This window comes from Nocardia sp. NPDC052001 (assembly GCF_040680615.1).
GTDB lineage: Bacteria > Actinomycetota > Actinomycetes > Mycobacteriales > Mycobacteriaceae > Nocardia.
On the sequence record NZ_JBFAXC010000005.1, the window covers coordinates 468,623 to 495,385 of the forward strand.

The 26,763-nt window shown below is 66.4% G+C and carries 23 protein-coding genes and 5 tRNA genes; 12 read left to right on the forward strand and 16 right to left on the reverse strand.

What is annotated here, in order from left to right; all coding sequences use genetic code 11:
* Positions 1-3 precede the first annotated feature (3 nt).
* Positions 4-1,413 (forward strand): M1 family metallopeptidase, encoded by a 1,410-nt coding sequence (locus AB0L82_RS25990; RefSeq protein ID WP_364641455.1) that lies wholly within the window; start codon positions 4-6, stop codon positions 1,411-1,413.
* A gap of 45 nt (positions 1,414-1,458) precedes the next feature.
* On the opposite strand, the gene AB0L82_RS25995 is transcribed toward AB0L82_RS25990, so the two are convergent.
* Both AB0L82_RS25995 and AB0L82_RS26000 read right to left on the reverse strand, forming a co-directional pair.
* Positions 1,459-2,103: a LysE family translocator gene (locus AB0L82_RS25995; RefSeq protein ID WP_364641458.1), complete on the reverse strand. Its 645-nt coding sequence runs from the start codon at positions 2,101-2,103 to the stop codon at positions 1,459-1,461.
* An 83-nt stretch (positions 2,104-2,186) separates the two neighbouring features.
* A complete protein-coding gene (locus AB0L82_RS26000) occupies positions 2,187-3,368 on the reverse strand; it encodes a pyridoxal phosphate-dependent aminotransferase (protein ID WP_364641461.1) in 1,182 nt (393 codons plus the stop codon).
* A gap of 173 nt (positions 3,369-3,541) precedes the next feature.
* Here AB0L82_RS26000 and AB0L82_RS26005 point away from each other — a divergent pair, with 173 nt between their 5' ends.
* Positions 3,542-3,799 (forward strand): hypothetical protein, encoded by a 258-nt coding sequence (locus AB0L82_RS26005; protein WP_364641464.1) that lies wholly within the window; start codon positions 3,542-3,544, stop codon positions 3,797-3,799.
* Between the two features lie 63 nt (positions 3,800-3,862).
* Here AB0L82_RS26005 and sigJ read toward each other — a convergent pair whose 3' ends face one another.
* Complete coding sequence (gene sigJ / locus AB0L82_RS26010) at positions 3,863-4,789, reverse strand: RNA polymerase sigma factor SigJ (RefSeq protein ID WP_364641467.1); 927 nt, start codon at positions 4,787-4,789, stop codon at positions 3,863-3,865.
* Between the two features lie 122 nt (positions 4,790-4,911).
* On the opposite strand from sigJ, the gene AB0L82_RS26015 reads away from it, so the two are divergent.
* The gene (locus AB0L82_RS26015) at positions 4,912-5,493 is read left to right on the forward strand and encodes a GNAT family N-acetyltransferase (RefSeq protein WP_364641470.1); all 582 of its coding nucleotides are present in this window, start codon (positions 4,912-4,914) and stop codon (positions 5,491-5,493) included.
* A gap of 292 nt (positions 5,494-5,785) precedes the next feature.
* Here AB0L82_RS26015 and AB0L82_RS26020 read toward each other — a convergent pair whose 3' ends face one another.
* The 3 genes from AB0L82_RS26020 to AB0L82_RS26030 form a co-directional block, all read right to left on the reverse strand.
* Entirely contained in the window at positions 5,786-6,883 is a 1,098-nt protein-coding gene (locus AB0L82_RS26020) for a 3-deoxy-7-phosphoheptulonate synthase (protein ID WP_364641473.1), read from the reverse strand.
* A 289-nt stretch (positions 6,884-7,172) separates the two neighbouring features.
* Positions 7,173-7,535 (reverse strand): PH domain-containing protein, encoded by a 363-nt coding sequence (locus tag AB0L82_RS26025; protein ID WP_364641476.1) that lies wholly within the window; start codon positions 7,533-7,535, stop codon positions 7,173-7,175.
* Between the two features lie 2 nt (positions 7,536-7,537).
* Positions 7,538-8,422 (reverse strand): oxidoreductase, encoded by an 885-nt coding sequence (locus AB0L82_RS26030; RefSeq protein WP_364641479.1) that lies wholly within the window; start codon positions 8,420-8,422, stop codon positions 7,538-7,540.
* Between the two features lie 159 nt (positions 8,423-8,581).
* On the opposite strand from AB0L82_RS26030, the gene AB0L82_RS26035 reads away from it, so the two are divergent.
* The 4 genes from AB0L82_RS26035 to AB0L82_RS26050 all read left to right on the forward strand — a co-directional run bounded on the left by AB0L82_RS26035 (position 8,582) and on the right by AB0L82_RS26050 (position 12,097).
* On the forward strand, positions 8,582-8,746 hold the full coding sequence (locus AB0L82_RS26035) for a DUF5993 family protein (protein WP_364641482.1): 165 nt from the start codon (positions 8,582-8,584) through the stop codon (positions 8,744-8,746).
* Complete coding sequence (locus AB0L82_RS26040; RefSeq protein ID WP_364641485.1) at positions 8,740-9,402, forward strand: disulfide bond formation protein B; 663 nt, start codon at positions 8,740-8,742, stop codon at positions 9,400-9,402. The genes AB0L82_RS26035 and AB0L82_RS26040 overlap by 7 nt, the downstream gene beginning before the upstream one ends.
* Positions 9,403-9,460: 58 nt before the next feature.
* On the forward strand, positions 9,461-11,089 hold the full coding sequence (locus AB0L82_RS26045; RefSeq protein WP_364641488.1) for an AMP-binding protein: 1,629 nt from the start codon (positions 9,461-9,463) through the stop codon (positions 11,087-11,089).
* Positions 11,090-11,215: 126 nt separating this feature from the next.
* Positions 11,216-12,097, forward strand: coding sequence for an oxidoreductase (locus tag AB0L82_RS26050; RefSeq protein ID WP_364641491.1), 882 nt, complete (start codon positions 11,216-11,218; stop codon positions 12,095-12,097).
* A 175-nt stretch (positions 12,098-12,272) separates the two neighbouring features.
* On the opposite strand, the gene AB0L82_RS26055 is transcribed toward AB0L82_RS26050, so the two are convergent.
* Positions 12,273-13,607: a salicylate synthase gene (locus AB0L82_RS26055; RefSeq protein WP_364641494.1), complete on the reverse strand. Its 1,335-nt coding sequence runs from the start codon at positions 13,605-13,607 to the stop codon at positions 12,273-12,275.
* Positions 13,608-13,807: 200 nt separating this feature from the next.
* Between AB0L82_RS26055 and AB0L82_RS26060 the strand changes: the two genes are divergently transcribed.
* Positions 13,808-16,171 (forward strand): glycerol-3-phosphate 1-O-acyltransferase, encoded by a 2,364-nt coding sequence (locus AB0L82_RS26060; protein ID WP_364641497.1) that lies wholly within the window; start codon positions 13,808-13,810, stop codon positions 16,169-16,171.
* Positions 16,168-17,667: an HAD-IB family hydrolase gene (locus tag AB0L82_RS26065; protein ID WP_364641500.1), complete on the forward strand. Its 1,500-nt coding sequence runs from the start codon at positions 16,168-16,170 to the stop codon at positions 17,665-17,667. Before AB0L82_RS26060 ends, AB0L82_RS26065 begins: the two co-directional genes overlap by 4 nt.
* 52 nt (positions 17,668-17,719) lie before the next feature.
* Here the strand turns inward: AB0L82_RS26065 and AB0L82_RS26070 are convergent, their stop codons facing one another.
* From AB0L82_RS26070 to AB0L82_RS26100, 7 genes are all read right to left on the reverse strand, one after another.
* Complete coding sequence (locus AB0L82_RS26070) at positions 17,720-18,421, reverse strand: polyprenol monophosphomannose synthase (protein WP_364641800.1); 702 nt, start codon at positions 18,419-18,421, stop codon at positions 17,720-17,722.
* Positions 18,422-18,583: 162 nt separating this feature from the next.
* Positions 18,584-18,757, reverse strand: a complete 174-nt coding sequence (locus AB0L82_RS26075) for a hypothetical protein (protein WP_364641503.1) — start codon at positions 18,755-18,757, stop codon at positions 18,584-18,586.
* Between the two features lie 56 nt (positions 18,758-18,813).
* The gene (locus AB0L82_RS26080) at positions 18,814-19,722 is read right to left on the reverse strand and encodes a pentapeptide repeat-containing protein (RefSeq protein ID WP_364641506.1); all 909 of its coding nucleotides are present in this window, start codon (positions 19,720-19,722) and stop codon (positions 18,814-18,816) included.
* Between the two features lie 211 nt (positions 19,723-19,933).
* Positions 19,934-20,010, reverse strand: a tRNA-Phe gene (locus AB0L82_RS26085).
* Positions 20,011-20,045: 35 nt separating this feature from the next.
* Positions 20,046-20,119: transfer RNA gene (locus tag AB0L82_RS26090), tRNA-Asp, on the reverse strand.
* 35 nt (positions 20,120-20,154) lie between these two features.
* Positions 20,155-20,227 (reverse strand) — tRNA-Glu (locus AB0L82_RS26095).
* Between the two features lie 93 nt (positions 20,228-20,320).
* The gene (locus AB0L82_RS26100) at positions 20,321-20,986 is read right to left on the reverse strand and encodes a TetR/AcrR family transcriptional regulator (RefSeq protein ID WP_364641509.1); all 666 of its coding nucleotides are present in this window, start codon (positions 20,984-20,986) and stop codon (positions 20,321-20,323) included.
* Between the two features lie 1,173 nt (positions 20,987-22,159).
* Here AB0L82_RS26100 and AB0L82_RS26105 point away from each other — a divergent pair.
* A tRNA-Lys gene (locus tag AB0L82_RS26105) sits at positions 22,160-22,252 on the forward strand.
* 51 nt (positions 22,253-22,303) lie between these two features.
* On the opposite strand, the gene AB0L82_RS26110 is transcribed toward AB0L82_RS26105, so the two are convergent.
* Positions 22,304-22,376, reverse strand: a tRNA-Lys gene (locus AB0L82_RS26110).
* 76 nt (positions 22,377-22,452) lie between these two features.
* Here AB0L82_RS26110 and AB0L82_RS26115 point away from each other — a divergent pair.
* Positions 22,453-23,565: a tyrosine-type recombinase/integrase gene (locus AB0L82_RS26115; RefSeq protein ID WP_364641512.1), complete on the forward strand. Its 1,113-nt coding sequence runs from the start codon at positions 22,453-22,455 to the stop codon at positions 23,563-23,565.
* A 178-nt stretch (positions 23,566-23,743) separates the two neighbouring features.
* On the forward strand, positions 23,744-24,676 hold the full coding sequence (locus AB0L82_RS26120) for a hypothetical protein (protein ID WP_364641515.1): 933 nt from the start codon (positions 23,744-23,746) through the stop codon (positions 24,674-24,676).
* A 192-nt stretch (positions 24,677-24,868) separates the two neighbouring features.
* On the opposite strand, the gene AB0L82_RS26125 is transcribed toward AB0L82_RS26120, so the two are convergent.
* Entirely contained in the window at positions 24,869-25,183 is a 315-nt protein-coding gene (locus AB0L82_RS26125) for a hypothetical protein (protein ID WP_364641518.1), read from the reverse strand.
* Positions 25,184-26,763 lie beyond the last annotated feature (1,580 nt).

Consider the following 26,763-nt stretch of genomic DNA (forward strand, 5'->3'; position numbering starts at 1 on the left):
CGTATGAGGCACAGCTGGTGGCGGTACACGGTGGTCGGCGCGATGCTGCTGGCGGGCGCGAACGCCGTTCCCGCACAGGGTGATCCGGGCGATCCGTTCGCCGGTGCGCCGGGACTCGGCGATCCGTACTACCCGCTGGACGGCAATGGCGGCTACGACGCCAAGAACTACGACATCACCCTCGGCTACGATCCGGCCTCGCACGCCATGACCGGTTCCACCCGGGTGGACGCGGTCGCCACCCAGGCGCTGCGCACATTCAACCTGGACTACAGCGGCCCGGCGATCTCGAAGGTGACGGTCAACAATCTGCCCGCCTGGTTCGATCGCGCCCAGGAGCACGAGCTGGTGATCACGCCGATGCTGCCGCTGCTGCCCGGCCTGCCCTTCACGGTGCAGGTGGAGTACGGCGGCGATATCACCGGCACCGACGGCGAGGGCTGGGTGCTCTCCCCCAGCGGCGGGGCTTTCGTTGCGGGCGAACCGCATTCGGCCTCGGCCTGGTATCCGCTCAACGACACCCCTTTGGACAAGGCCACTTTCGCGCTGCACGCCACCGTGCCCGCCGAATGGGAGGTCATGTCCAACGGTCTGAAGATCCGCGATGAGGTACACGGGGCCAATCGCACGGTGGATTGGGAGATGCGCCAGCCCGTGGTCGGCTATCTGACCACCATCGCCATCGACAAATTCGATTTCCTGGCGCAGCAGCGCGCCAATGGCACACCGCTTTTGAGCGCGTTCGCACCGGATGTCAAACAGTCCACCCGCGATACCGAGGCGCGGCTGCCGGAATTCCTGGACTTCCTGGAGCGGCTGTACGGCCCGTACCCGTTCGACACCGCGGGCGGCATCTACGTCGACACCGATCTGCAGTTCTCCCTGGAGACGCAGTCCCGGCCCATCTACGCGCCCTGGACCGATCTGGACACGGTGGTGCACGAACTGACCCACCAGTGGTGGGGCGATTCCATGTCGGTCGAGCAGTGGTCCGATATCTGCCTGAACGAATGCTTCGCCAGCTACACCGCCGACTATCTGTGGCCCGAACGCATGGAGGGCAAGGATGTCGACGCGATGTATCGCGAGACCGTCGCCAAATACCGTGGCGAGGACAAGTTCTGGCGCATCATGCTGCAAAACCCCGGTGTCGGAAACGAATTCACCGCCGTCTACTACCGCGGCCCGCTCTTCCTGCACGCGCTGCGCCGCACCATGGGCGATGCCGCGTTCTTCGGCGCGGTCCACGATTTCGTGGACGGTCACCGCTACGGCAACGCCTCCATGCCGGAGTTCCGCCGGTTCATGCAGTCCCGCACCCCGGTGGACCTCACCGGCTTCCTGGCTGCCTGGCTGGACCGCTCCGAACCCCCGGCCGACGAATACCTCTACCCGGGCTCACTGCGCTCCTGAGCGGCGAAACCACAAGCCGCGCCGCCTGTTCCGGCTGTTGACCGGTCAGGCGGGCAGCGGGCGGGCGCGGTCGGTGGCCACCAGGGCGGCCATCACGCCCAGGACCGAGCCGGTGACCAGGCGCTGGGCGCGCAGCCAGAGCGGGCGGGCGGCGAGGAAGGTCGCGAGAGCGCCCGCGCTGAGCACGATGAGGCCGTTGACCGTGATGGCGATGGCGATCTGGACCGCGCCCAGGCTCAGGCTCTGCAACCAGACCGAACCGCGGGCGGGGACCACGAATTGCGGGATGAGCGCCATGTACATGATGGCGATCTTGGGGTTCAGCAGGTTGGTGAGGAAACCCATGGCGAACAGGCGGCGGGTGGGGTCGGCGGGCATGGCTTCGGGGGCGAAGGCCGAAAGGCCGCCGGGGCGCAGGGTTTTCCAGGCCAGGTAGAGCAGGTAGGCGGCACCGGCCAGTTTCAGGGCCAGATACAGCGCGGGCACCATGGCGAACACCGCGGTGATACCGGCGGTGGCGGCGGCCAGGTAGACCGCGAATCCGGCCGCCACACCCGTCAGGGAGATGAATCCGGCGCGGCGGCCCTGTGACACGGTCCGTGAGACCAGGTACATCATGTTCGGGCCGGGCGTGAGCACCATGCCCAGCGCTATCGACGCGACACCGAGAACCGCGGCCATCTGGATCATGACCTAGATCCTGCGCGAACTGGCCCGCCCTGTCGCGGGCCAGTGACAACCGAGTGGACTGCCCCCTTGTCCTCCCGGGCGGATCAGCGCGCGGACGCGGTGCGGCCCGCGCGGAGGCGGCGGACGCCCTCGGCGATGGTTTCCTCTTTCTTGCAGAAGGTGAAGCGGACCAGGTGGTTCCAGGAGGCTTTGTCATCGGCGAAGACGCTGACCGGGACCGCGGCCACGCCGAGGCGTTCGGGGAGTTCGCGGCAGAAGTCGTAGGCGTCCGTCGCGCCGAGCGGAGTGATGTCGGCGCAGACGAAATAGGTGCCGTCGCTGCGCTTTACGCCGAAGCCCGCCTCGGACAGGGCCGCGGAGAGGCGAAGGCGCTTCTCCGAGAGCGTATCCCGCAGTGCGGCCACCCAGCCCTGTGAATGTTCCAGGGCGTGCGCCACAGCGGGCTGGAAGGGGCCGCCGCCGACGAAGGTGAGGAACTGTTTGGCGGCCAGTACGGCGTCGATGAGCGGGGCGGGGGCGCAGGCCCAGCCGATCTTCCAGCCGGTGACGCTGAAAGTCTTGGCGGCGCTGGAGATCACGACGGTGCGCTCGAACATGCCGGGCAGGGTGGCGATGCTGATGTGCTGATGCCCGTCGAAGGTCAGATGCTCGTACGCCTCGTCCGACATGACGTAGAGGTCGTGTTCGATGGCGAGCTGGGCGATGGCGGTCAGGTCCGCGCGTGAGAGCACGGCGCCGGTCGGATTGTGCGGTGAATTCACCAGCAGCATGCGGGTTCTGGGCGTGATGGCGGCGCGCAGGCTGTCCAGGTCCAGGGCGAAACCGTCACCGTCCGGGACCAGGCGCGCGGTGCGGCGCTGCGCCCCGGCCAATGCCACGGCGGCGGCGTAGGAGTCGTAGTAGGGCTCGATGAGCACCACTTCGTCACCGGGTTCGACCAGTCCGAGGATGGTGGCGGCAATGGCCTCGGTGGCGCCGACGGTCACCAGCACCTGACTGTCCGGGTCGTAGTGGGTGCCGTAGCGGCGGGCGCGATCGGTCGCAATCGCTTGGCGCAGTACGGGTACGCCGCGACCGGGCGGGTACTGGTTGAAACCGTCGGCGATGGCCTGCCGGGCCACATCGAGCATGCCGACGGGGCCGTCGGAGTCCGGAAAACCCTGCCCCAGATTGACGGCACCGTGCCGGACGGCGAGTTCGGTCATCTCAGCAAAGATCGTCGAGGCGTACGGGCGCAGCCGGGCGACGGTCGGAATCGGGCGCATGTCCGGAGGATAGTCCACCCGCCGCAATGGTTGCGAAACGATAGCGAAAGGCTATGTTTCACTTTGGAATCGAGCTCCCTACCTGGCTCGTTGTGCAATGCCCTAAAGGCGGCTAGCCTGCCCGTGTTTTATCTCACAACCGCCCATCAGCGGTTTCTCGAAAGGGGCGAAATATGCCCTCGGTATTGGATCTTCTTCTGCACCCGGCGCAGGGTATTGATCTCGCACATCAAATTGCCCATCAGCTTATTGCTGGCAACTGGAGCACCGGCGATTGGAATCTCGGCTCCAGCTTCCCGCCCTCCGGTTCGGGCGGCTCCGGCTCCGGTACCGGTTCGGGTATCGGAAACTGCATGCCCACCGGTTCGGTCAGCCTGTCCGGCGGAATGGATTGCAGCTCCGGCTCCGGGTTCACCTACCCCCCGAAGTAATGAGCACCGATGTGCGGCATGTCGGTCGGGGGTGTGCCGCCCATCGGCTCTCGGGACCGTACGTCAGTGCGGTAGTCGCAAGCCCTTGAGCTTGGCCGGATTGACGAGATCGTAGACGCCCCAGACCTTTCCGTCCCGCACGGTGAACCCGTAGACGCGCGGAGGGGTCCCGGGACGCCCCGGTTCCGAGGCACGCTCGTGCACCAGAATCCCCAATTGGCCGTTGACGAGCACGAATTCGAACGCGCCCGATTCGTAGACCGCCGGATCGTCGAAACCGTGCCGGGTGCGCAGCCCGAGCCAGAGCCGGGCGTTCTTGTCCACGCCGGCGACCACATTGATCGCCGTCGCGGTGGTGCCGCCCGCATCGCCGATGGTGCGCACATCCGGATGCAGCGCCGCCACAACGGCATTCACATCACCCCGGTAGAGCGCCTCCAGCAGCCGCTGCACACCGGCATTGTGCTCGGCATCGGTGACCGGTTCCGGGCTGTGCGCCAAGGCTTTTCGCGCCCGCGAGGCCAGCGCCCGCGCCGCCTCGACGGAAACGCCCAGGATGTCCGCGATCTCGTCGAACGGCACCGCGAAGCCGTCGTGCAGCACGAAAGCCACCCGCTGCGGCGGGGTGAGGGTGTCCATGACCACCAGGGCGGCGAACCGCGCATCCTGTTTGCGCACCACCGCGGCCAGCGGATCGGGTGCGCTGGAGGGTTGCGCACTGGTCACGATGGGTTCGGGTAACCACTGACCCACGTACTGCTCGCGCCGCGCGGCGGCACTGCGCAACCGGTCCAGGCAGATTCGCGAGACGACGGTGGTGAGCCAGGCGCGCAGATCCTCGATCTCGTGCTGCCGGGCCACCGCGAGCCGCAACCAGCTCTCCTGCACCGCGTCCTCGGCATCGACGACGCTGCCGGTCAACCGATAGGCCACCGAGAGCAGGTGTGGCCGATGGGTTTCGAACAAATCGGTGAGCAGAGCGGCGACCATCGACCCGATCCTACGGTCGCGGTCGGACCAATCGGGCACCGCCCCGGACGGCGTCCGCACCACCGCGGCCGACCACCGCAAACCCGATGCGCCCGTGCGAGGTTCCGTGACAGCATGGCGGAATGGACGCGCGGACGCTCACTAACGGCACGGTGTGGCTGTCCCCGCCGACCGCCCTGGATATCGACGACATCACCGCGTGCTGCCAACAACCCTCGGTCGGCCGCTGGACCACCATGCCGGTCCCCTACATCCGCGCCGACGCCGAGAAGTTCATCTACGACATGGTCACCCCCGGCTGGGCCGACCGCAGCCCCACCTGGGCGCTGCGCCTGGGTGAACACGCTCCGGTCGTCGGCATGATCGGCCTGGGCCCGATTGATTCACGCCGCGACCACAATTCGGCCGAAATAGGCTTCTGGCTCTCCGCCGAAGTCCGCGGCCGCGGCCTCATGACCCAGGCCGTGCACCTCGCCTGCGAGGCCGCCTTCGCCCCCGGCTGGCTCACCCTGGACCGCATCGAATGGCGCGCCATAGTCGGCAACCACGCCTCCGCCGCCGTAGCCCGCCGCGCGGGCTTCCACTACGAGGGCCTGCTCCGCAGCGGCTGCGTCCAGCGCGGCACCCGCCTCGACAGCTGGATAGCAGCCCGCCTCCGCACCGATCCCCCCGGCCCGGCCCCCGCCTGGCCCGCGGGAATCTGACCTCTACCCCAAGCAACACCACCCCCGCCATCCCGAGTAACACCACCCCGTCATCCCGGCATGCTTTTGGCCGGGATCCACACCTGCTGCCGGACAACAGGTTTCAGTGGATCCCGGCCAAAAACGCGCCGGGAAGACAAGGGTTCACATTCGGGTTCGGGACGTGCCCGAGCGGTTCGATCCGGTCGCGCGTCCGCGCGGGAAGGGTCGATCCGGGCGGGCGGCCGTACCGGGAGGGTTCCGGCCCGACGCCGGAACCCGCTCTCCCGCAGGCTATGTCAGCCAGGCTATGTCAGCCGCGCGCCGCGCGACGGGCCGCTACCGCGTCGGCCAGCACGTCGAGCTGGGTGGCGGTGACGTCCCAGTCCAGGCAGGCGTCGGTGATGGACTGGCCGTAGGCGAGGGTTTCCGGGTGGCCCAGGGTGAGGTCCTGACGGCCCGCGACCAGGAAGCTCTCCATCATCAGGCCGACGACGGTGTCCTCACCGGCGGCGATGCGGCCCGCGATATCGGTGACCACGTCGACCTGCTTGTTGTGGTCCTTATTGCTGTTGCCGTGCGAGGCGTCGACCACCAGGCGCTGCGCCAGCGACGACTTCTCCAGGCGGATAAGGGCTTCCGCGCAGGAGTCGGCGTCGAAGTTGGTGCCGTTGCTGCCGCCGCGCAGGATGACATGGCAGTCCGGGTTGCCCGCGGTGCGGATGAGCGCGGAACGCCCGTCCAGATCGGTGCCGGGGAAGACGTGGCTGGCGGCGGCGGCGCGCACGCCGTCGACCGCGACCTGCACATCGCCGTCGGTGCCGTTCTTGATGCCGACCGGCATGGACAGCGCGCTCGACAGCTGCCGGTGCACCTGACTGGCGGCGGTGCGCGCGCCGATGGCGCCGTAGGACACCAGGTCCGCGATGTACTGCGGGGTGATGGGATCGAGGAATTCGACCGCCACCGGCAGGCCCAGCCCGGTGATGTCGAGCAGCAGTTCGCGGCCGACGTTCAGCCCGGTGTTGATGTCGAAGCTGCCGTCCAGGTGCGGATCGTTGATCAGGCCCTTCCACCCGAGCGTGGTGCGCGGCTTCTCGAAGTAGACGCGCATCACCACGTGCAGCCGGTCGCCGAGCTCGGCGGCCTTGGCGGCGAGCTTGCGGGCGTACTCCATGGCGGCGGCGGTGTCGTGCACCGAGCACGGTCCGACGATCACCATCAGGCGGTCGTCTTCACCGTTGAGCACCTCGACGGTGGCCTTGCGGCCCGCGCGCACGGTATCGGCGAGCGCGTCGTCGAGCGGGTAGTCGCCGCGCACCTCGGCGGGCGAGCGCAAGGGGCTCACGCTGAGAGTGCGCTGGTCATCGAGATCGGCATGCCGGGGATCGAGATCGGCAGCGGTAGTCATGTTCGTGGGTTCCTTTTCTCAGGCCGACCCACGGGGATTTCTGACTGTGAACCCCTCGGAGCCGGTCTGTTCATCCGGCTCGGGGTGGAGAAGGTCAGCGCAGGTTCGCGCCGCCGAGCCCACCCGGGGCCGGCTGGCTAAACCAGAAATACACGCGCTGCATGCCCGGCACAGTATCAGAGATGACGGAAATTGCGTGTGGCAGCCGACACACAGTGGGATGCCGTCCCATAGACTGGGATGGCATTCGGGAAAAACGCCCGCTCGGAACCTGATTGCCGAGCCGTAGCTAGCGCGCGATGTAGTGCAGGATCACATCGTGCACATGCCGCGTCTTCTCATCGCCGCGGAACTCGACCTCGTAGTTGTTGTGCCCGGTGCTGATCACGATGTGCCCGGACGAGAAGAACTGTCCGGCGAACGACTTATTGGTGATCACGCTGACGCTGCTGATCCGCGCGTACGGAATGCTCGTGATGGCGATCTTCTTCCCCACGAACGAGTTGTCCTGAATGATCACGCGCCGATCGGTGAGCCCCAGGAATCCGGTGCCGACCCCGATGGCGTCGTACACCGCCAGGATCGTCTCACCCTGCAACAGCCCCTGCTGAATCTTCTCCAGCTGATCGCGCCGGTCGAAGGGAATGCTCACCGCTACCGCCGCGGGAACGCGTAGCTGACCTTGGTCAGCTGTTCGGACAGTTCCCACAGCCGCCGCGCGGTGACCTCATCGCGGGAGGCGGCGGTGGAGCCGCTGGGCCCGGGATTGCCGCGCAGACCGCGTAATCCGGTCGGGCCGTAGAATCCGCCCGGCCGCACCTCGGCGGCGGTGGCGGCGAAAAGGCTTGGCAGCGCGCCCATTTCGGCACTCTGCGCGAGAACCCGGTTGCCCACGGCCAGGAAGTAATCCTGGAACGACTCGGTCTTGCCCTGCAATTCGGTCGCGGCGTAGCCCGGATGCGCGGCCAGCGACAGCTTCGATGAGCCCGCCGCGGTCAGCCTGCGCTGTAATTCGTAGGCGAACATGAGATTCGCCAGTTTGGACTGCCCGTACGCGAGCCAGCGCTGATAGCGGCGATGCTCCCAGTTCAGATCCGCCAGATCGATCTTGCCCATGGCGTGCATTCCGCTGGAGAGGGTGACGATGCGATCGCTCACCTTGTCCAGCAGCAGCCCGGTGAGCGCGAAATGGCCGAGATGGTTTGTGCCGATCTGCATTTCGAAGCCGTCGGCGGTGCGCTTGAGCGGTACCGCCATCAGGCCCGCGTTGTTGATGAGCACATCGGCGGTCTCGACCGAATCGGCGAATTCGCGCACCGAGGCCAGATCGGCCAGGTCGAGTCGCCGCACCTGCACGTTCTTACCGATGCTATCGGCCACCGAACGCGCTTTGACCTCATTGCGGCAGGCCATGATCACCTGCGCCCCAGCCTCGGCGAGGGCTCGCGCGGTGACCGCGCCCAGCCCGCTGTTGGCGCCGGTCACGATGATCGTGCGGCCGGTCTGATCCGGGATGTCGGCTATGCCCCAACCACTCACGAGGTCGAGTCTAGGGGCGTGCGCGCCCGCCCGCCGGATCTCGCCACCAACCGACCCGTACCCGCAATTCGCCAGCCGTTCGCCGATCGATTCGGAACGGCGGCGTGTCCGAGTCCGTTTGATAGGCCCTGACCAGGCAAAGCGGTAGCGTCCGCGCCTATGGACACGCTCATACTCGCGGGTTTGCTATGCGTGCTGTACCTGATTCTCACCCAGAGTTCGCGGCGCGCGATTCTGACCGGCTGGTGGATCGCGGCGATCGCCTGCGGCGTACTGCTGAAGCTGCACATCACCAGCAGCCTCGGATTGGGGCTGACATGGTGACCGATACCGCGCCCGGAACCGTGGAAAGCCGTGGCGGAGTGCTGAATCAGCTGCAATTCTGGCTGGCGCTGATCTTCATGGTCGGCTGGGCCGGGGTGATCTGCGGCGGTCTCGGCTTCCAGTTCGTGAACTGGGAGTACCCGTGTCCGCTGTGCATGCTGCAGCGCTACTTCATGATGCTGGCCGCGCTCGGCGGGGCGTACATCGTGCGCAAGGGCATGACCGGCACCATCGCGCCGCGCGATTACGCGGTCGGCTGGGGTATGGCGATCGTGGCCTGTTTCGGCGGCGGTTTCACCGCGTGGCGGCAGACCATGCTGCACATCCTGCCGGGCGATCCCGGTTACATGGGCGCGGTCTTCGGCCTGCACCTGTACGTGTGGGCGTGGATTCTGTTCGTCGCCGCCATCACGACAATCGGTGTGGTGCTGACGTTTTCGTACGCGACGTCGACCACGACGATTCCGGCTCGGCCGCATCGGATGGCCGGGCGGCTGGCCTTCGGCTTCCTCGCGCTGGTGATCATCGTGAATCTGGTGGCGACGTTCTTCCTGGAGGGCTTCCACTGGAAGCTGCCCGATGATCCGGCCTGTTATCAGCTGCCGCACGATCTCGGCATCCTCGACGGCGGATGCGAGCTGCCCGATACTCACTGATTGAGATAGGGTTGCCTAACCTTCGTAAAGCAACCCTTACTCTCAGAGGCTCAGCATCGTGACATCGCTATCGACCGCACGCGACCACCGCGACGGCTTCGTCCCCTTCCCCGCCGAACTCGCCAAAAGCTACCGGCAGGCCGGATATTGGGCAGGCCGCCCGCTCGGCGAACTACTCCGCGACGCGGCGCGGCAGTGGCCCGACCGCATCGCCCTGCTCGGCGATCCGGGCACGCCCGGAGCGGGCGCGACCTACGCCGATCTGGACACCGCCGCCGATCGGATGGCGCACGGACTGCTGAAACTCGGTCTGGCGCCCGGTGATCGGGTCGTGGTGCAGCTGCCCAATGTGCTCGAATTCGTGCCGGTGCTGTTCGGCCTGCTGCGCGCGGGCATCATTCCGGTGCTCACCCTGCCCGCGCATCGGCGCGCCGAGATCGAACATCTCACCCGGCTCTCGGGCGCGGTCGCGTACGTGATCGCCGACAGGGCAGGCGATTTCGACTATCGCGCGCTCGCCCATCAGGTGTGCGCCGCCGTGCCCACGCTGCGGCATGTGCTGGTGCTGGGCGATCCCGGCGCGTTCACCGATCTGCATTCGGTGCCCACCCCGGGCGGTGCGCTGCCCGAGGTCGATGCCACCGATATCGCGCTGATGCTGGTCTCGGGCGGCACCACCGGCCTGCCCAAGCTGATCGCGCGCACGCACGACGACTACTACTACAACGCCACCGCCAGCGCCGCGGTGTGCGAACTGCGCCCCGAGGACGTCTACCTCGCGACATTGCCCGTGGCGCACAACTTTCCGCTGAGCTGCCCCGGCATTCTGGGCACCATCGCCACCGGCGGCGGCATGGTGTTCGTCACCGATCCGAGCCCGGAGCACGCCTTCGCCGCCATCGAACGGCACGGCGTGACGGTCACCGCCGTGGTGCCGCCGCTCGCCCAATTGTGGACCGCGGCAGTGGAATGGGAGGAGGCCGATCTCGGCAGCCTGCGCCTGCTCCAGGTCGGCGGCGCGCGCCTGGCGGAGGTCAACGCGCGAGAAGTGCGGCCCGCCTTGAATGTTCGGCTCCAGCAGGTGTTCGGCATGGCGGAGGGACTGCTCAACTACACCCGCTTCGAGGACTCCGACGAGATCGTCTGCACCACCCAGGGGCGACCGCTCTCCCCCGCCGACGAGGTGCGCGTGGTGGATGCCGAGGGCAATGACGTCGCCGACGGCGAGGAGGGTGAGCTGCTCACCCGCGGCCCGTACACGCTGCGCGGCTACTACCGTGCGCCGGAACACAATTCGCGCGCCTTCACCCCCGACGGCTTCTATCGCAGCGGCGATCTGGTGCGCCGCCTGCCCAGCGGGCACCTCATGGTCTCGGGCCGCATCAAGGACGTCATCAACCGCGGCGGCGAGAACGTCTCCTGCGATGAGCTCGAGGAGCATCTGCTCGCCTATCCGGGCGTCCGGCACGCGGCCGCCGTCGGGCTGCCCGATGACGTACTCGGCGAAAGAGTCTGCGCCGTACTGGTCGTCGAGGCGGATATGCCGACCCTGGCCGAGATCAAGACCTTCTTGACCGAACGCGGCCTGGCCACCTACAAGCTGCCGGATGTGTTGCGGCAGACCGATATTCTGCCCATCACCGCCGTCGGCAAGATCGACAAGAAGGCACTGCGCGCGGCCCGCTGAGGCGCGCGGGAGCATGGATTCGCGGTGACCGCACCCGGGGTACCGGAGATCGGGCGCATTGGGCATGTGCACTTCGTCACCGCGTTTCCGCAGGACACGCGGACACCGGCATCATAGGGTTCATCTATGGGTGGGTGGAATACGTCGAATATCCCGGACCTGACCGGTAAGACCTACATCGTGACCGGTGCGACCAGCGGGCTGGGCGCGTCCACCGCACGCGGTCTCGCCGAGGCGGGCGCGATGGTGATCATGGCCTGCCGCAATGAGATCAAGGCGCACGAGGTCGCCAAGACCATCCGGGGCAAAACGCAGATCCGAGTGCTGGACCTCGCCGATCTGGCCTCGGTGCGCGCCTTCGCCGATACCGTCGACCACGCGCACGGACTGATCAACAACGCCGGTGTGATGGCGGTGCCGTACGGCCACACCGCCGACGGTTTCGAAACGCAGATCGGCACAAACTTTCTCGGCCACTTCGCGCTCACCGGCCTACTGCTGGACCGTATCTCCGAACGCGTGGTGAACGTCTCCAGCATCACGCACTACATCGGCCGCATCGATCTGGAAGACCTGAACTGGGAGCGCCGCGCGTACTCCCGCTTCGGGGCCTACGCGCAGACCAAACTCGCGGTGCTGCTGTTCACCTACGAACTCCAGCGGCGACTGCTGGCGGCCGGATCGGCCAAACTCGCGCTGGCGGCGCATCCCGGGTACGCCGCCACCGAGATCAACTCCAAAACCCAGAACCTGCTGGAGCAGATCATCGATCTGGGCAATCGGCTGATCGCGCAGAACGCCGATATGGGCGCGCTGCCAACACTTTTCGCCGCAACCGCGCCCGAGGCGGAGCCCGCGGGCTACTACGGTCCGGCGCATTTCAACTGGAGCGGTCATCCGATCCGGGTGAGCTCCAATGCCGCCTCACACGATGAGAAGATCGCCGCCCAGCTCTGGGAGCTTGCGGAACGACTCACCGGCGTCGACTTCACAGTGCACCCGGACTGAACCCAAAAGCGGCACCCGGACTGAAAAACACTTCGAGCGGGAACCCGCGGCACCGTCACTTGCCGTGAGCTCCCGCTCGATGAGTGGTATGCGCAGCGACTCCGCCGCGCCTCGGATGAGTCATGCGCACACCACGTTTCAGAAGGGCCGGCGATGCGGCCCCGAGTCCGTCCGGTCAGGCGCGCACCACGTAGGGCGCGACACTGCCGAGCTTTTCGCAGGTCTCCTCGAATTCGCGTTCGGGCCGCGACTGGCCGACCACGCCCGCGCCCGCGCGCAGCCACGCACCGGAGCCGGTCTGGTAGACCGCGCGCAGCACCAGGGTGGCCTCCAGCGCGCCGTCGGGGGAAATCGTCACCACGGCACCGGAATACAGGCCGCGGGCGTCATGGTCGAGGCGGAAGACCGCGTCGACGCCGGCCGCCTTCGGAATGCCCGACGCGGTCACCGAGGGGAACAGGGTTTCCAGCGCGTCCCACGGACTGCGGTCCGCGGCGAGGCGGCCCTTGACCGTGGAGGCCAGGTGCTGCACGCTGCCGCGTTCGCGCACGGCCATGAAATCCGAGACCGCGGTGGTGTCGGGTTCGGCGACCGCGGTGATCTCGGCGAACGAGGTCTGCACCGAGATCGCGTGCTCGACAATCTCTTTCGGATCGCTGATCAGGTCGGCGCGAGCCGCGGAGTCCACCGCGTCACCGCGGCCGAAGGCACGGGTGCCGGCCAGCGGTTCGGTGGTGACGATGCGTTCACCGTCGACCGAGGCCACCAGCTCCGGGCTGAAGCCCGCCGCTTCCAGGCCGCCCAGGCGCAGCAGGAACGAGCGCGCGGGCGTGTTGTTCATGCGGCCCAGCCGGTAGGAGTCCGGAATGTTCACCGCGAAGGGCAGATCCACCTTCCGCGACAGGATCACCTTCTGATATTTGCCGTCGTGGATCTCGGCGACACCGGCCGCCACCCGGTCGGCGTATCCGGTCGGATCCACGGTCACGTCGACCGGATGCGCGATCGGCAGCGCACTGCCCTGGGCCGCGGCGATGAGTTCGTGGATATCGGCCGTCTCGGCGGGCGTCGCACCGGCGACCCGCACGCCGGAGGCGTCGATGCGCACCTCGATGCGCGGAATCATCAGGTGCGCCAGCGTGGCCCGCGGATGTACATGCGCGGTCGCGCCGAGCGACCAGGCGCAGAATTCGAATCCGATCCAGCCGTACGCGTTTCGCCGTCCCAGCGGAATACCGGCCAGGGCGCGATCGACGGCCTGGGCCGGACTGCCTTCCCACGCACCGGAAGTCGTCTGTCCGTCCCAGCTCACCCGCAGCTCGTCCGCGTCGAGTTCGACGCCGCCGATCGGGTCGGCCGCGAACACCCATACACCGGGGCGCTCGTACACCACGTATTCGCCGAAGCGATCCGCCGCGGCCAGTGCGGCGACCGCTGCCACCGGATCGGTGACGTGCTCGCCCCATCGCTGCTCTTCGTCGAGCCGTACCCGTTCGTCCGTGGCCGCCACCAGTCCTCCAAGGTTATGCTTACCTAACTTCTTGAGGGAGGTTAGCATTACCTTCCTTCGAATGGTCAACCCCTGCGGACGACCTCCGTCACACTCACCGAAACCCGCAGCACGATCGGGGAATTGGTCGGTCCGCAACCCCGCGGCCCCGCTTTCGGCTTCAATGGATTGCGGCGGCACACGTGCGGAGGTAACTACAGATGCTCGATCACGACAGTCGGCTCCCGGAGGCCGCCATCACCCCCGGGTCGGTGGTGGCGCTCGTCGACGCCGCCGGCCGGGTCGAACGCGAACTCATCGGCAATTGGCTCGCCGAGGGCGGTATCGCCCAGGAATACGGGACCGCCGCCCCCGTCACGCAATTGGATCTGGACGCCGACGCCGTCACCACCCGGCTGGTCGGGCGACATGACGATCCACTGGTGGTGCCGGTGCGCGTGCTGTGGTTGCCACCCGAACGAGATGGTGTGCGGCGCACCAGCTTCGGCGATCTCATCACCCTCACCAATCCACGCAAACCCAATCGCTTCATGCAGCGGCGACTGGTCACCAAGGCCCCCGACCGGCATCTGGTGCTCACCGGCGCGCCCGCCCGGCTCAGCGAGCTGCGCGCCAACAATCCCGGCTCGATCGGCGCACCGGAATCCTTCGCGCGCGCCATCGTGCGCGCGGGCACCGTCGCCCTCGAACGCGCCGAGCGCGCCGTCATCGGCGACCGCTACAAGGTGCCGCGCCTGGTGGTCGAGGAGATCCTGGACTCCCCCGAATTCCTGCGCCGCCTCGACGTCATCGCCGAACAGGCGGGCACCGCGCCGCGCGAGGTCTACCGGCGCGCGGAGAAGGGTTTGCGCGAACTCGTCGCCGCGCAGAGCCGTCTGGTCTCCGATCTCTTCACCCAGGCCATGCGGCCGGTGCACGCCTCCACCTGGAAGGTCGACGACGATCCGATCGGATTGGACCGGCTGCGCGCGCTCAATCGCCGGTATCCACTGGTATTCCTGCCCTCGCACCGCTCCTATGTGGACGCCTTCGTGCTCGGGGATATTCTGGCGCGCAATGACTTTCCGCCCAATCATGTGGTCGGCGGGGCAAACCTGAAATTCTGGCCGATCGGGCCCATCGCCCGGCGCACCGGAACCGTATTCATTCGGCGCAGTTTCGGCGATGACGAGGTATACAAAGCGGTCGTCGAGGAATACTTCGCGTATCTGCTCGCCAAACGATTCAATCTCGAATGGTATTTCGAAGGCGGGCGCACCCGCACCGGCAAACTCCGGCCGCCTCGCTACGGATTGCTGAATTACCTTGCGTCGGCATTGCGTTCCTCGCGCATCGACGATGTGATGCTCATTCCGGTATCGATCACCTATGAGCGGCTCAATGAAATCGGGGCCATCGCCGATGAACAAACCGGCGGCATAAAACAGGCCGAAGGGCTCGCCTGGCTGGCCCGCTATGTTCGCAATCAACAGCATTCCGCCGGACACGTCTACATTCGCTTCGGCAGTCCGCTGTCCGCCCGCGATCGACTGGCGGCGCACGGCGATCCGCTGACAACGCATGCGGCGCAGTCCGAGCCGGAACTCGAGGACCTGGAACACAAGGCGGTGCAGCGGCTCGCCTTCGAGGTCGCCGTCGGCATCAACGAGGTCACCCCGATCACCGTCAACGCCCTCACCACGCTGGTGCTGCTCGGCGTGCACGAGCGCGCGCTCACCCGCGATGAACTGGGCAAAGCCATCTCGCCGGTGCTGACCTACATCGAGAACCGGGCACTGCCGCGCGGCGAACTGGAAACCCTGCGCGACGATCACGGCCTGGCCGTGGTGCTGGAACAGCTCGCCGTCGCCAAGGTCGTCACGGTGTATCGCGGTGGCCTGGAACCGGTGTACTCGATCGGCGCGGGCGCGCATCTGGAAGCCGCCTTCTACCGCAACAGCGCCGTGCACTGGTTCGCCAACCGCGCCATCCTGGAACTGGCCATTCTCACCGCCGTCGAAGCACCCGAGGGCGATCAGTTGCGGGTCGGCTGGGAAGCCGCATACCGGCTGCGGGACCTGCTCAAATTCGAATTCTTCTTCCCCGAACGCGCCGAGTTCACCAGTCAGCTCACCGCAGAAATGCTGCGAGTGGATCCGGAGTGGCATCGCCGCACCGCCGCGGGCACGGTGGGCTCGGAAATCCTTGCGCACCTGGCAGAATCGGGTTTCATGATGGCGCACCGGGTACTGCGATCCTTCTTCGACGCACAACTCGTGGTCGCCGAACGACTGGCCGCGCGCGATCCCGCCGTCACCATCGACAAGAAGACGTTCACCGACGAATGTTTGCAGGTGGGCAAACAGATGCTGCTGCAACAGCGATTGCACAGCCCCGAATCGGTGTCCTCCGAATTATTCGGCAGCGCACTCAAACTCGCCGACAATCACGGCCTGCTCGAAGGTGACGATCCCGCGGATCTGATCGACCGGCGCACCCGATTCGCCGCCGAACTGCGCGATATCAGCGCCCGCATCTCCCGCGCCGCCACCCTCGACCCGTCCAATCGGCTGGACGCGCTATGACGCACCGGGCCTCCGGCGGCGAACTGCTGGCCCCGGGCGTCGGCATCATCGAACAACCCATCGGCGCAATGGATCTGGACGAGGCGGTGGCGGCCATCCGCTCCGGGCCGCAGGGGCCGGGCGTGGCCGCGATCTTCGACTTCGGCGGGACCGTGATCAGCGGCTTCAATCCGCCCGCCATCGTGAAACGCCTCATCCGCCGCGGCGGCGACAACGCCGTCAGCGCCGTCCTGCTCGGCAGCATCCGCGGTGCGCGCAGCGAAGGCGAATACGAACGCTTCCTGCAACAGGCCATGCACACCTGGGCGGGCGTCCCCGAAACCGAACTCGAGGAACTCGGCGCGCGGCTGTTCCTCGAGACCGTGCACGGACACCTCTACCCCGAAGCCTGGCGACTGGTGCGCGAGCACGAAACCGCCGGGCACACACTGCTGCTCGTCAGCTCGCTGACCAGGTATCAGGTGCAACCGGTCGCCGAGGAACTCGGCATACCCAACGTGCTGTGCACCACCATGGCGGTACAGGACGGCGTGCTCACCGGACACGTCGACGGAAAACCACTGTGGCGCAATGGCAAAGCCGACGCCGTGCGCAGGTTCGCCGCGACCCGCGGCATCGACCTCGCACAGAGCCGGGTGTACGCCGACAGCGCCGCCGACCTGCCACTACTCCAACTGGCCGGACATCCGGTCGCGGTCAACCCGGACCCGCGAGTGGTGCTGGAGGCCGCCGAGAAGAGTTGGCCGGTACTGCATTTCCGGCCCCGGCAGGCACCGACGCCCACCGACTACGCGCGCACCCTCTCCGGTTTCGGGGCGCTCGTCGGCGGCGCGCTGTTCGGCATCGCCGCCAAGGCGCACACCAAACAGCGCAGGCAGATGGCCGATTCCATGCTGACCGTCGCCGCCGACTCCACACTGCGCGGCACCGGCGTGCGGGTGCGCGTGGCCGGAGCCGAAAACGCCCGTGCGCCACGGCCCGCCGTGTTCATCTTCAATCATCAGAGTCAATTCGACATCGTGGTGATCGCCGAGGTGCTCGGCGACGGCTTCACCGGTATCGCCAAGCGGGAAGTCGCCAACAATCCGCTGTTCGGGCCGCTCATGCGGTTCGTGGAAGTCACCTTCATCAACCGCGGCGACAGCGCCGCCGCCAGAGCCGCCCTGGAACCCGTCGTCGAAACCCTCAGGGGCGGACTGTCGGTCGTCATCGCCCCGGAGGGCACGCGCTCGCTCACGCCGCGCGTAGGGGCCTTCAAGAAGGGCGCGTTCCACATCGCCATCCAGGCCGGGGTGCCGATCATCCCCGTAGTGATCCGCAATGCGGGCGAAATCGCCTGGCGCAACTCGGCCGTCGTGCGCAAGGGCGTGGTGGATGTGGCCGTCCTGCCGCCCATCGACGTCAGCGGCTGGGATCCGGCGCAGATGGACGACGAGGTGGCGGCGGTCCGGCAGCAGTTCGTGGACACCCTGCTGCACTGGCCCGAAAACGAGTGATCCCGCACCACCGAAGTGGTGCGGGATCGAAGTCACGGTGTGCGACAGCGCGTCAGACGGCCTTGCCGAACAGCAGCTTCCACGGCATCAACGCCGACTCCAGCTGCACCTTCAACGTCATCTTGGACGCGCCCTTGGTGCGCTCCTCGAAGCGGATCGGCACCTCGGCGATGGTGATGCCCTTCTTGACCGTCCGATAGTTCATCTCGACCTGGAACGAGTAACCGTTGCTCTTGATCGAGGACACATCGATGGCGCGCAGCGTATCGGCCTTCCACGCCTTGAAACCGGCGGTCGCGTCCTTGACGCCCAGGCGCAGAATCAGATTCACGTAGAAGTTGGCCCAGGCGGACAGCGCCTTGCGATGCCACTTCCACTCCTCGGCGGTGGAACCGCCGGGCACATAGCGGGATCCGAGCACCACGCCCGCGTCGGTGGTCTCCAGCTTCTCCAGCATGGCCGGAATCACCTCGGCGGGATGCGAGAGATCGGCGTCCATCTGGATCACCACGTCCGCACCCTCGTCCAGGGCGCGGGTGATGCCCGCGATGTAGGCGCGGCCCAGACCGTCCTTCTCGGTGCGGTGCAGCACACTCACCACATTGGGCAGGTCCACCGCCAGCTTGTCGGCCACCTCACCGGTGCCATCGGGTGAATTGTCATCCACCACCAGCACGTGCAGGTCGGCCACCGGTAGTGCGGTGAGTCGCTCCACCGCCACCGGAAGATTCTCCCGCTCGTTGTAGGTCGGCACCACAACGGTAACCTTCAAGACTCGCCCTCCCGCTCGATTCTCGCCCGTACGCGCCCCCGGCACGGGTGGGCACAACGTCGATTCTGCTCACGGAACTTTAGTTGATGTACCTGAGGTACACGTGAGCGCATAGGCCCGAGCGGCCAGTCCAGCGAGCCGTCCTCAGTCGTCGTCGGCGTCCGCGGCCTTGTTCCGCGCCTTCGCGATCTCCAAAGCCCTTTCGGCAGTTGCCTTATCAGGATACGGCCCCATCCGCCCACCCACCCAGCACTGCTTACCCTGCTCAGCCCGGTGATGATCGATGCAGTAGTACCACTGGTTGTCTTCATCAGCCATACCTCCAGCATGGCACCAAGATCAGGACGGTCGGTGCGAACACGCGAAAATCAGCGCTAGCAGGGCTTCACCTGGTAGGTCGGACAGAAGTCCCCATATTGTGCGTCCCAGGCCCGAAACGGTTGCGACCGTGGTGTGAAGCCCCTGGGCCAGGTCGTCGCCGGGTCGAATCGCACGAACATGACACTCGCCCCGTTCACCTGTTCCTCGTCGGTGGTCATCAGATCCGGTAGCGGGCCGGACGAGAAGGCCATCGAGAAACCGTCGGCCAAGCTCGCACCTCGGAGATCCGTGTGGGCGAACTGCGCGCCCCGCAAATCGGCACTGCCCAGTGCGGCCATACGCATATCGACCGAGGCGAACCCGGCTCTGTGCAGCTTCGCGTCACCGAATATCACAGCCTGCATCGAACCGCCTTGAAACCCGGCGTCGCGCAGGTCAGCGCCGTCCAGCACCGCACTGTCGAGGACGGAGTCCACGAATACCGATTCCCGTAGGTCGGCCTGGAGAAACAACGCATGCGTCAGGTTGGACTGTGTCAGGAGCACCTGCCGAAAGTTGGCATTCCTCAGGTTGGCCCACACCAGGCAGGTATTCGACAGGTCGATGATCTCGACATGAGCGTCATCTCGGCCGCCGATCACGGTCAGCGCGGTCTGCACGTCGAGATCGGGTTCTTTCTTGACCACACCGCATTCGGGTCCATTCGGCGCGTGGGTGCGCACGAAGGCTCCGAGCATCTGCATGATCGGCTTGCGATCCGGCTCGGAGTCCTCGGAGAGCTTGCGTAGCAGGTTGATTCCGCCCAGCCGGATATCGAGGTTGCTGTTGCCCAGCTGCTCGACGGCTTTCGCGAAGCGGTCGGTGACGGCGGTCTGACGTGCCAGTCCGGACTGTTCGCTTGTCGCCCTGAGTGATTGGTTCGTGAACCACAGCGTCGCCAGCGCGGCGATGGTGGTGACCATGGCCGCCAGCTTCGGCCAACCTCCCCAGCCGAACAGCGCTCGGCTCGCGCGGCGGACGCGGAAGCGGCGCGTATCGGGTTGGCGCAGAGAGTAAATGCGATGCGGACGGCGTCGCGCGCCGGTTCCCCCCGTTGCTGATCTCACCCCTTGATTTTCCCTCGGGGGTACGACAAAAAAGGTCGCACCCTCGGGGTGCGACCTTTGATGACGATGGTGGCCAGAGCCGGGATCGAACCGGCGACCTTCCGCTTTTCAGGCGGACGCTCGTACCAACTGAGCTACCTGGCCGAAGCACCCGGTATCGAATGCCAAGATAAGTCTTGCGACCCTGACGGGACTCGAACCCGCGACCTCCGCCGTGACAGGGCGGCGCGCTAACCAACTGCGCCACAGGGCCTTGCTTGCTCCACTACAACAGTGTTGCCACTGTTGTACCCCCTACGGGATTCGAACCCGCGCTACCGCCTTGAAAGGGCGGCGTCCTAGGCCGCTAGACGAAGGGGGCCCGCCGGATCACTCCGGACCGTTACACTCAACGGCTTCCGTTGGGAGCGGAGATAGCTTATGACAGCATCCGCTCTATTCCCAAATCTGCTGGTCAAACCGTCAAATTGAGATCTTCCAGCCGGGCGGACACCCGCCAGCCCACGCGCCGGAACTCCTCGGTCCACTCGGGAGTCGCGGTGGCTTCCACGATCATCTCGAGCGCCTCGGTGAACCGGGAGCGCAGATCGACCGGACCACCCAGCACATCGGCGATATAGCGCTGGCCCGCCAGGGCCGCCGCCAGCGTGCGGGTGAAGCGGTCCGGATCGGTGTCACCGCGCAATTGCTTGTGCTCGGTGGCGCGCACCGCGAGCAGCCGGATGGACCGCCCGAGAATGCGGCCGCCGCCGGCCTGGATATCGCGATAGAACTCCGGTTCGATGATGAGCCGGAACTCGGCCTGGATGATGATGTCGTTCTCCAGCCGCAGCGCGATCTCGTCGATCATGCCGTGCAGGACATCCAGGGGTCCGAGATCCCCTCTGCCGAGCCATCTTTCGGTGGACACGCGGTAGCGGTCGACTGCCGCTTCCAAGACCGCGCGAGCCAGGTCCTCCTTGGAGTCGAAGTGAAAGTACATGGCGCCCTTGGTCGCGCGTGAACCTTCCAATATGCGGTTGAGCGATGCAGCGGCATAGCCGCTCTTCCCGAACTCAACGGCGGCGGACCTTATGATCGCCGCGCGTGTCCGGCGGGCCCGCTCTTGCTGCCGTGCCATGCTCGAAACGCCTCCGAAGCTAGCTACCGCCGCTGGCTACCCCGTGGTGTTCCACAAAGCGCCCTCGACGCAAAGTTACGTGTCTTTCAAATACTTCAAAACGGGCTTCGCCCGAATTACCAAACTTTTGGTACGAAAAAGCGCGAAAAACTTGAAACACACCAACTGGTATAGTTTTTCCCGCCCGGGTGCGCCGCAGGGGGTGCGCACCCGGGCGTTCTAGTCGTCTGGAACCGCCTCCCGCAGCCTGATCTGTTGGAGCCGCGATCGATCGGAACCGTTCGCAACCCATTCGGGCATATCAACGATAAGCCGAATCCCGTGCTACCGGGGCAATCCCGGTTCTTCAGGAATTCACCAGTCGGTCACCGTACCCGGAATGCGCACCCTGCGTGAGGTGTACCGGAGAGTCAGTTAGCCAGCATGCCCCCTATCGAAAACCGCAATTCCTCAGCTAACAGCTGGGTGAATGGTCCGGAAAGCTGAATTCGCCCATATCCCTTGAACGTTCGGTATTCGGCCACAGCGGCACACCCCGCCGCCGCACGCCCGGCAGCACCCGCGGTACCGAGCGCCGCCGGCCGCGCCGAATCCGGCCGGTTCCCGGCCTGCGCTCCAAAATGCTTGCCACACATCACCATTGGATGATATTCACAATCAGGCGCATCGAAACAATCTGCGTGTCAACGCGATTGCCGAACGGCAGTACAGCGCCGGTTCCGGCGTGCGCGCGCACGACCGGGACGCAACCGGGCCGCACCCCTCGCGCCGCCCGCGCGCCCCTCCCCGGCGCGCGGTCCGCCCCCGCCCGCGCCGCCATCAATCCCCACCGACCGGTCCGCACCCTCACAGCCCCTCATCGTGCTCCGCGCACCCCACCCCGGTGCCCCCGAAACTGGGGGATCGGCACATTCAGTCACCCCTTTGGCGCACCCGGTCACCCGACCACGACCCTCACGCGAACCGGGCCACGACACGACACTCCCGCGAACCGGCCACGCGCGCACCGCGCTCCGGACACCCGCCCGAGCGGACCACCCCCGCCGCAGCGCCCGGCGACACCACCGACACACGCGGGGCCAACCGCCGTGACCAGCGCAAATGCCGTCCGGCAGCACACAATTGGATACTCATTTAACACTTGCGGGGTCAACCTACTAAAGTGATCGACCGCGCCCCTATAGCTCAGTTGGTAGAGCTACGGACTTTTAATCCGCAAGTCGCAGCGCTTCTAGCTGCGGAAACGCTAAAATCTTGGGGCATCCATGGGGCATAGACGACAGAAGGGGCACCCGTAGGTGCCCCTTCACTGCGTTGTGCCCCCTGTAGGACTCGAACCTACGACCTAGAGATTAAAAGTCTCCAGCTCTACCAACTGAGCTAAAGGGGCGTAGCGGCTTAGCGGGGACAAGAGTACAACATGCCCCACGAATGCCCCACATGGATATCGACGGAGGCGCGATCACATGGCATGGGCCGAGAAGCTCCCCAGCGGCCGGTACAGCGGCGTATATCGCGACGCAGCAGGCAAGAAACGGCGGCTGCCCAAGACCTTTGCCCGCAAGGACGATGCGGTGCGGTACGCGGGCAAGGAGGAAGTCAATCAGCGCGAGTCCCCGACGCCCGCCGACGCGGGGAAACTGACGTGGGGCGAGTGGGAACCGCGGTGGCAGGCTCGCCGAATCGTGGACAAGAGCACAGATCGGTCTGACCAAGGTCGACTACGCGATCACGTTCGCCCGCGATGGGAGCGGGAACCTGTGCGCAGCATCACAACCGGCATGATTCAGCTATGGGTGACCGACATGGCGAAATCCGGCATGGCACCCTCGACGGTCGCCAAAAACTACTACCTCCTGAGCGCGTCCATGAAGGAAGCGCACAAGGCTGGTGTCATCGAGATGAATCCATGCAAAGGCGTGAGCTTGCCGAAGCCCGGCCCAATGCCGGAGCGCTACCTGGACATCAGCGAAACCTCAGCAATCATGGCCTCGTTGAGCGATTTCGATCAGCTCGTCGTAGACGTACTGCTTGGTACGGGAATCAGGCTCGGCGAAGCGATGGGCCTGCACTGGGAGAACGTCGATCTGAAACGCCGATTGGTCGCGATCGAATGGGCCTACGATCCCGTCGAGCAACTGATGAAGTCCCCGAAGGATCATGAGCGCCGCACGATTCCCATCGGGGCCAGCTTGACTCAGCGGTTACACAGACACCTTTCGCAAGTCGGCGTCGGCAAGCCTGCGCCCGCCCCCATCACGTACCCCCGCGCCGCCCGCGTCCATTCCGGTCTGGTTCTCGCTCACACCGAAGGCAGGCCATTCGATCCGTCCAATCTCCGGACGCGATTCGATGCGTCGGTGCGGATCGCGTACGTCGGCAAGGGCAAGCACCGGCACCAGATCGGCCATGTCCGCTTGCATGACCTGCGCCACACCTACGCGAGTCGCCTGCTGGAGGCTGGAATCCCTATCGAAGAGGTTTCGCGGCTGCTGGGCCATGCCAGCATCACCACCACTCAGCGGTACGCCCACCGCGCGAAAAATCAATGGACTGATGTCCGCGCGGCCCTCGGCTAACACCTATCCCCCACCTCCGCGACTGGTCGTACGTGCCGACTACTGACCAAACGTGCCGACTCTGCCTGCCGCCGGGCTTCTGCGGTCTGAGCGGAGCAGGATCGGTTTCGGATGATCACCGCGCGCATATTCAGCCCGGGTAGTCGGCTGACGCGGTAGGTCAGCTGAGGGGTGAGCAGTGACACGTAAACGAGTTCTTCTATCGGTTCTGCCGTTCGTTCTGGCCGCCGGTCACGGGGTGGCCGCCGCCGCGCCGGGGCAACCAGGGTTGGCGGTGCCGGGTGATGGTCAGCCGGGACTGAGTACGGCTCCGCAACCGCCGCCCGCAGCGCCGAGTCTGGCCGACTACATCCCGGACCCGCCCGCACCCCCAGCGCGCCCGCAGCCGAGTCAACAGACCCCGCCCCGACCCAGTGTCCCGAAACCTCAACCGGCGCAGGACAACGAGGCACAGAGCCCAGAACCGGAGCCCGCGCCGGAAGTCGTTCCGGCTGCGCCGAACACATTGCGGGCGGGCAATGCCACTGTGGCGGTACCGAATTGGGTAGATGCCAAGACCCGGGACAAGGCGCAGGCGTATCTGAACTGGGGGGAATGGCAGATCGCCGCAGGATATGACGCGCTCGGATTCTCCCGGCAGGAGTCGGACCGGCGCGCCGCCTCGACCCTCATGGGCGGGCTGGTCGGCGGCGGCGTTGGAATGGAAATCGCTTCGGTGCCTGCGGCAGTGGCCGGATGCGGTGTCGGCGGCGTTGTCGGCGCGGCGGTGGGCGCGGCCATCGGGGGCGTGCCGACTGCGGGCGCGGGCGCACCACTAGGCGCTGCGGTGGGCGGTGTGGCTGGATGCGCGGTCGGGTTAGTCACGGCGGCAGTCCCGGCCATCGTGGCGGGCGCCACGGCGGGCGCTGTTGTCGGCGGCGGCGCGGCCGGTGCGCTCGGCGGCGGCGTCGACGTGGAAAAGCCCGCAGTGGTCCCTCCGCTCATCGAAGTAGCCGCGCCGACCGTCGATCCTGTTGCCGGGGCAGTCGATTCGCTGGCCGCCGCGGTTCCGGGTGCGGGCGCGGTAGTCGATTCGCTGCGGTCCGCGCTCGCGGCCATGCCTCAACTCTGACCGCACCGGCGGGCGATATCGCGGGAACCCGCACGGCGGCGAGCGCGTCCAAGCTGATATGACGACATCGCCGCCGCGTGGTCCCGGCTTCTACGACAGCACGGCCGGGCGGTGGGCGCTGGCGTGCCTGCGGATTCGGCTCATGCTGACCTACGGCGACCCGGCTGTCCGCCGCCGCGATCGGCGACGCTCTCAGCGGGGAGTGATGGCGCGCTGAGAGCACCATTGCCGCATCTCCAATGTCCCGCGCCGGTTCCCGGTCTCGATCGCGAATTCGACTAGCCCTATCCATGCGCCGTCTCGGGTGCGCGCCCACCCGTGCAGCAACCCGGGTGCTGTGCCGGTCATGTCCAGCCCTCCGGCACGCACACGCATCGGCAGCGCGTTGGCGCTGGCATTGCCCGGGTGGGTCGGGATCGCGGCTGCCAGATCCACTGTCACCGGCGTCGGTGGATCGACCACGCGCCGCAGCGGCGGTTCGAATTCGTCGGGCCAGCGTTCGAACATAGTTTCGAATCATATCCATGATGTGTCCACAAACCAGCCAAGGGCAGACCGAGACCGCCCGCGCGTGCGACACAACCGCGACACGGGCGTGAGAATCTCCGGCAATGACAAGCCCTCACGAACTCGCCTCCCCCCGAACTGGCCGCGATGCGTGCCGCATACCTGGCCCTGGAACCGCTCACTGACGACGCGCGGGCGCTGCGATGGCTCGGCGATGTCCTGTGCGGCGGTGTCCGCACGCGTATCACGGCCATGACACCGGTTCGATGACTCCGGTCTCATGATCGATACAGCTCATTCTCACCACCGGCCGCGCGCCGCGTACACCAGCGATTCGCGGCCGGTACGGTCGGATTCACAGTCCTAGCAGGCGTTTCGAATGGTTCGCGGTGCGGGTATTTTGCCGCGAATCTGCGGCGGAATACCCGGCACGGCACACCTTGCCGCATTCAATAGCCGCGAGCTTGCTTATCGGACGCTATCGAATAGCTGCGCTGCCGGGAACGATCATGTCGTTCCCTTCTTCGCACGCCGCGTTGCCGGTTCCGGGAGTCCGGTAGAGCTACGGTCCGTTCCCCTGCGCGCTGGTGTCCCTCTGGGCGGCCTGGCCCGCCGCCGAGGCGATGCCCTTTCGTGCCCTGCGGGCGCGGTGTTTTTCCCGGTCCGCAAGCGCGTCGGGGCTGGTGTGTGGTGTCCCTCCGGTATGGCCTGGGGCGTCTCCGATCACGGACGGAACCCGCCCCGCGCCCGGCGCACCTGGCCGCTGGATCACTCACCGAGTGCGCGGGGCGGGTTCTGTCTGTGATAGCCCCGTGAAGGCCATACCGGAGGGACACCACACACGCCGCGCGCGGACCGCGCGACCTTCGGTCGCGGTACCCCGGTCCCCACCGCCATCGCGCTACGGACCCAACCCCTTACGGTCTCGCGTGCTCTATACCGCAGCCTGCCTACCTGGCCGGACCACAACCTTCGTATGCCAACGCAACCTACTCGCAAACGCTCCGATACCCACCCAACGCAACCCAAGTCTTTTGTCTTTTCCTCACCACCCCACCACCTCTCACTCACTTCATCTTTTTGATTTCTGATTGCTCCCTTCCCTCCCCCGTTCCCCATCTCATCTTCTGTTCACGTAGTGGGAGATGAGATGGGGAACGGGGGAGGGAAGGGAGTGAGCAGAAATCTTGCCCTTAAAACACTGCTCACGCATGGTTTTTGGGGTGGTGGGGACACGCGAAAAACCCGCACCGGTTTGTACGCCTGATTCGCTGGGTTTTCGCGGGATTTTCGCGCCCTCGATACCCCGAGATCAACTGCCGCACAGCCGATGCCGTGACACGAGAACGGCCCTTCCTCGGCCGGACAGGATATGTCCGGCCAGCGCCTTGCCCAAGCGCTTCGCCTGCGGCTCGCCGCCTTCGGCGATGGCCTGCGGCCACCCTTGTGCAAACCGCAGTCCGGACAGGCCAAGCCTTCGGAGGAAGGGCCGAAATAGCGGTCAGGGTGGAACCGCTCCACCCATGCCGCGCCGCCGACCGGCCGTGAACACGACGCAGCCCCCGACCCATACGGGCCGG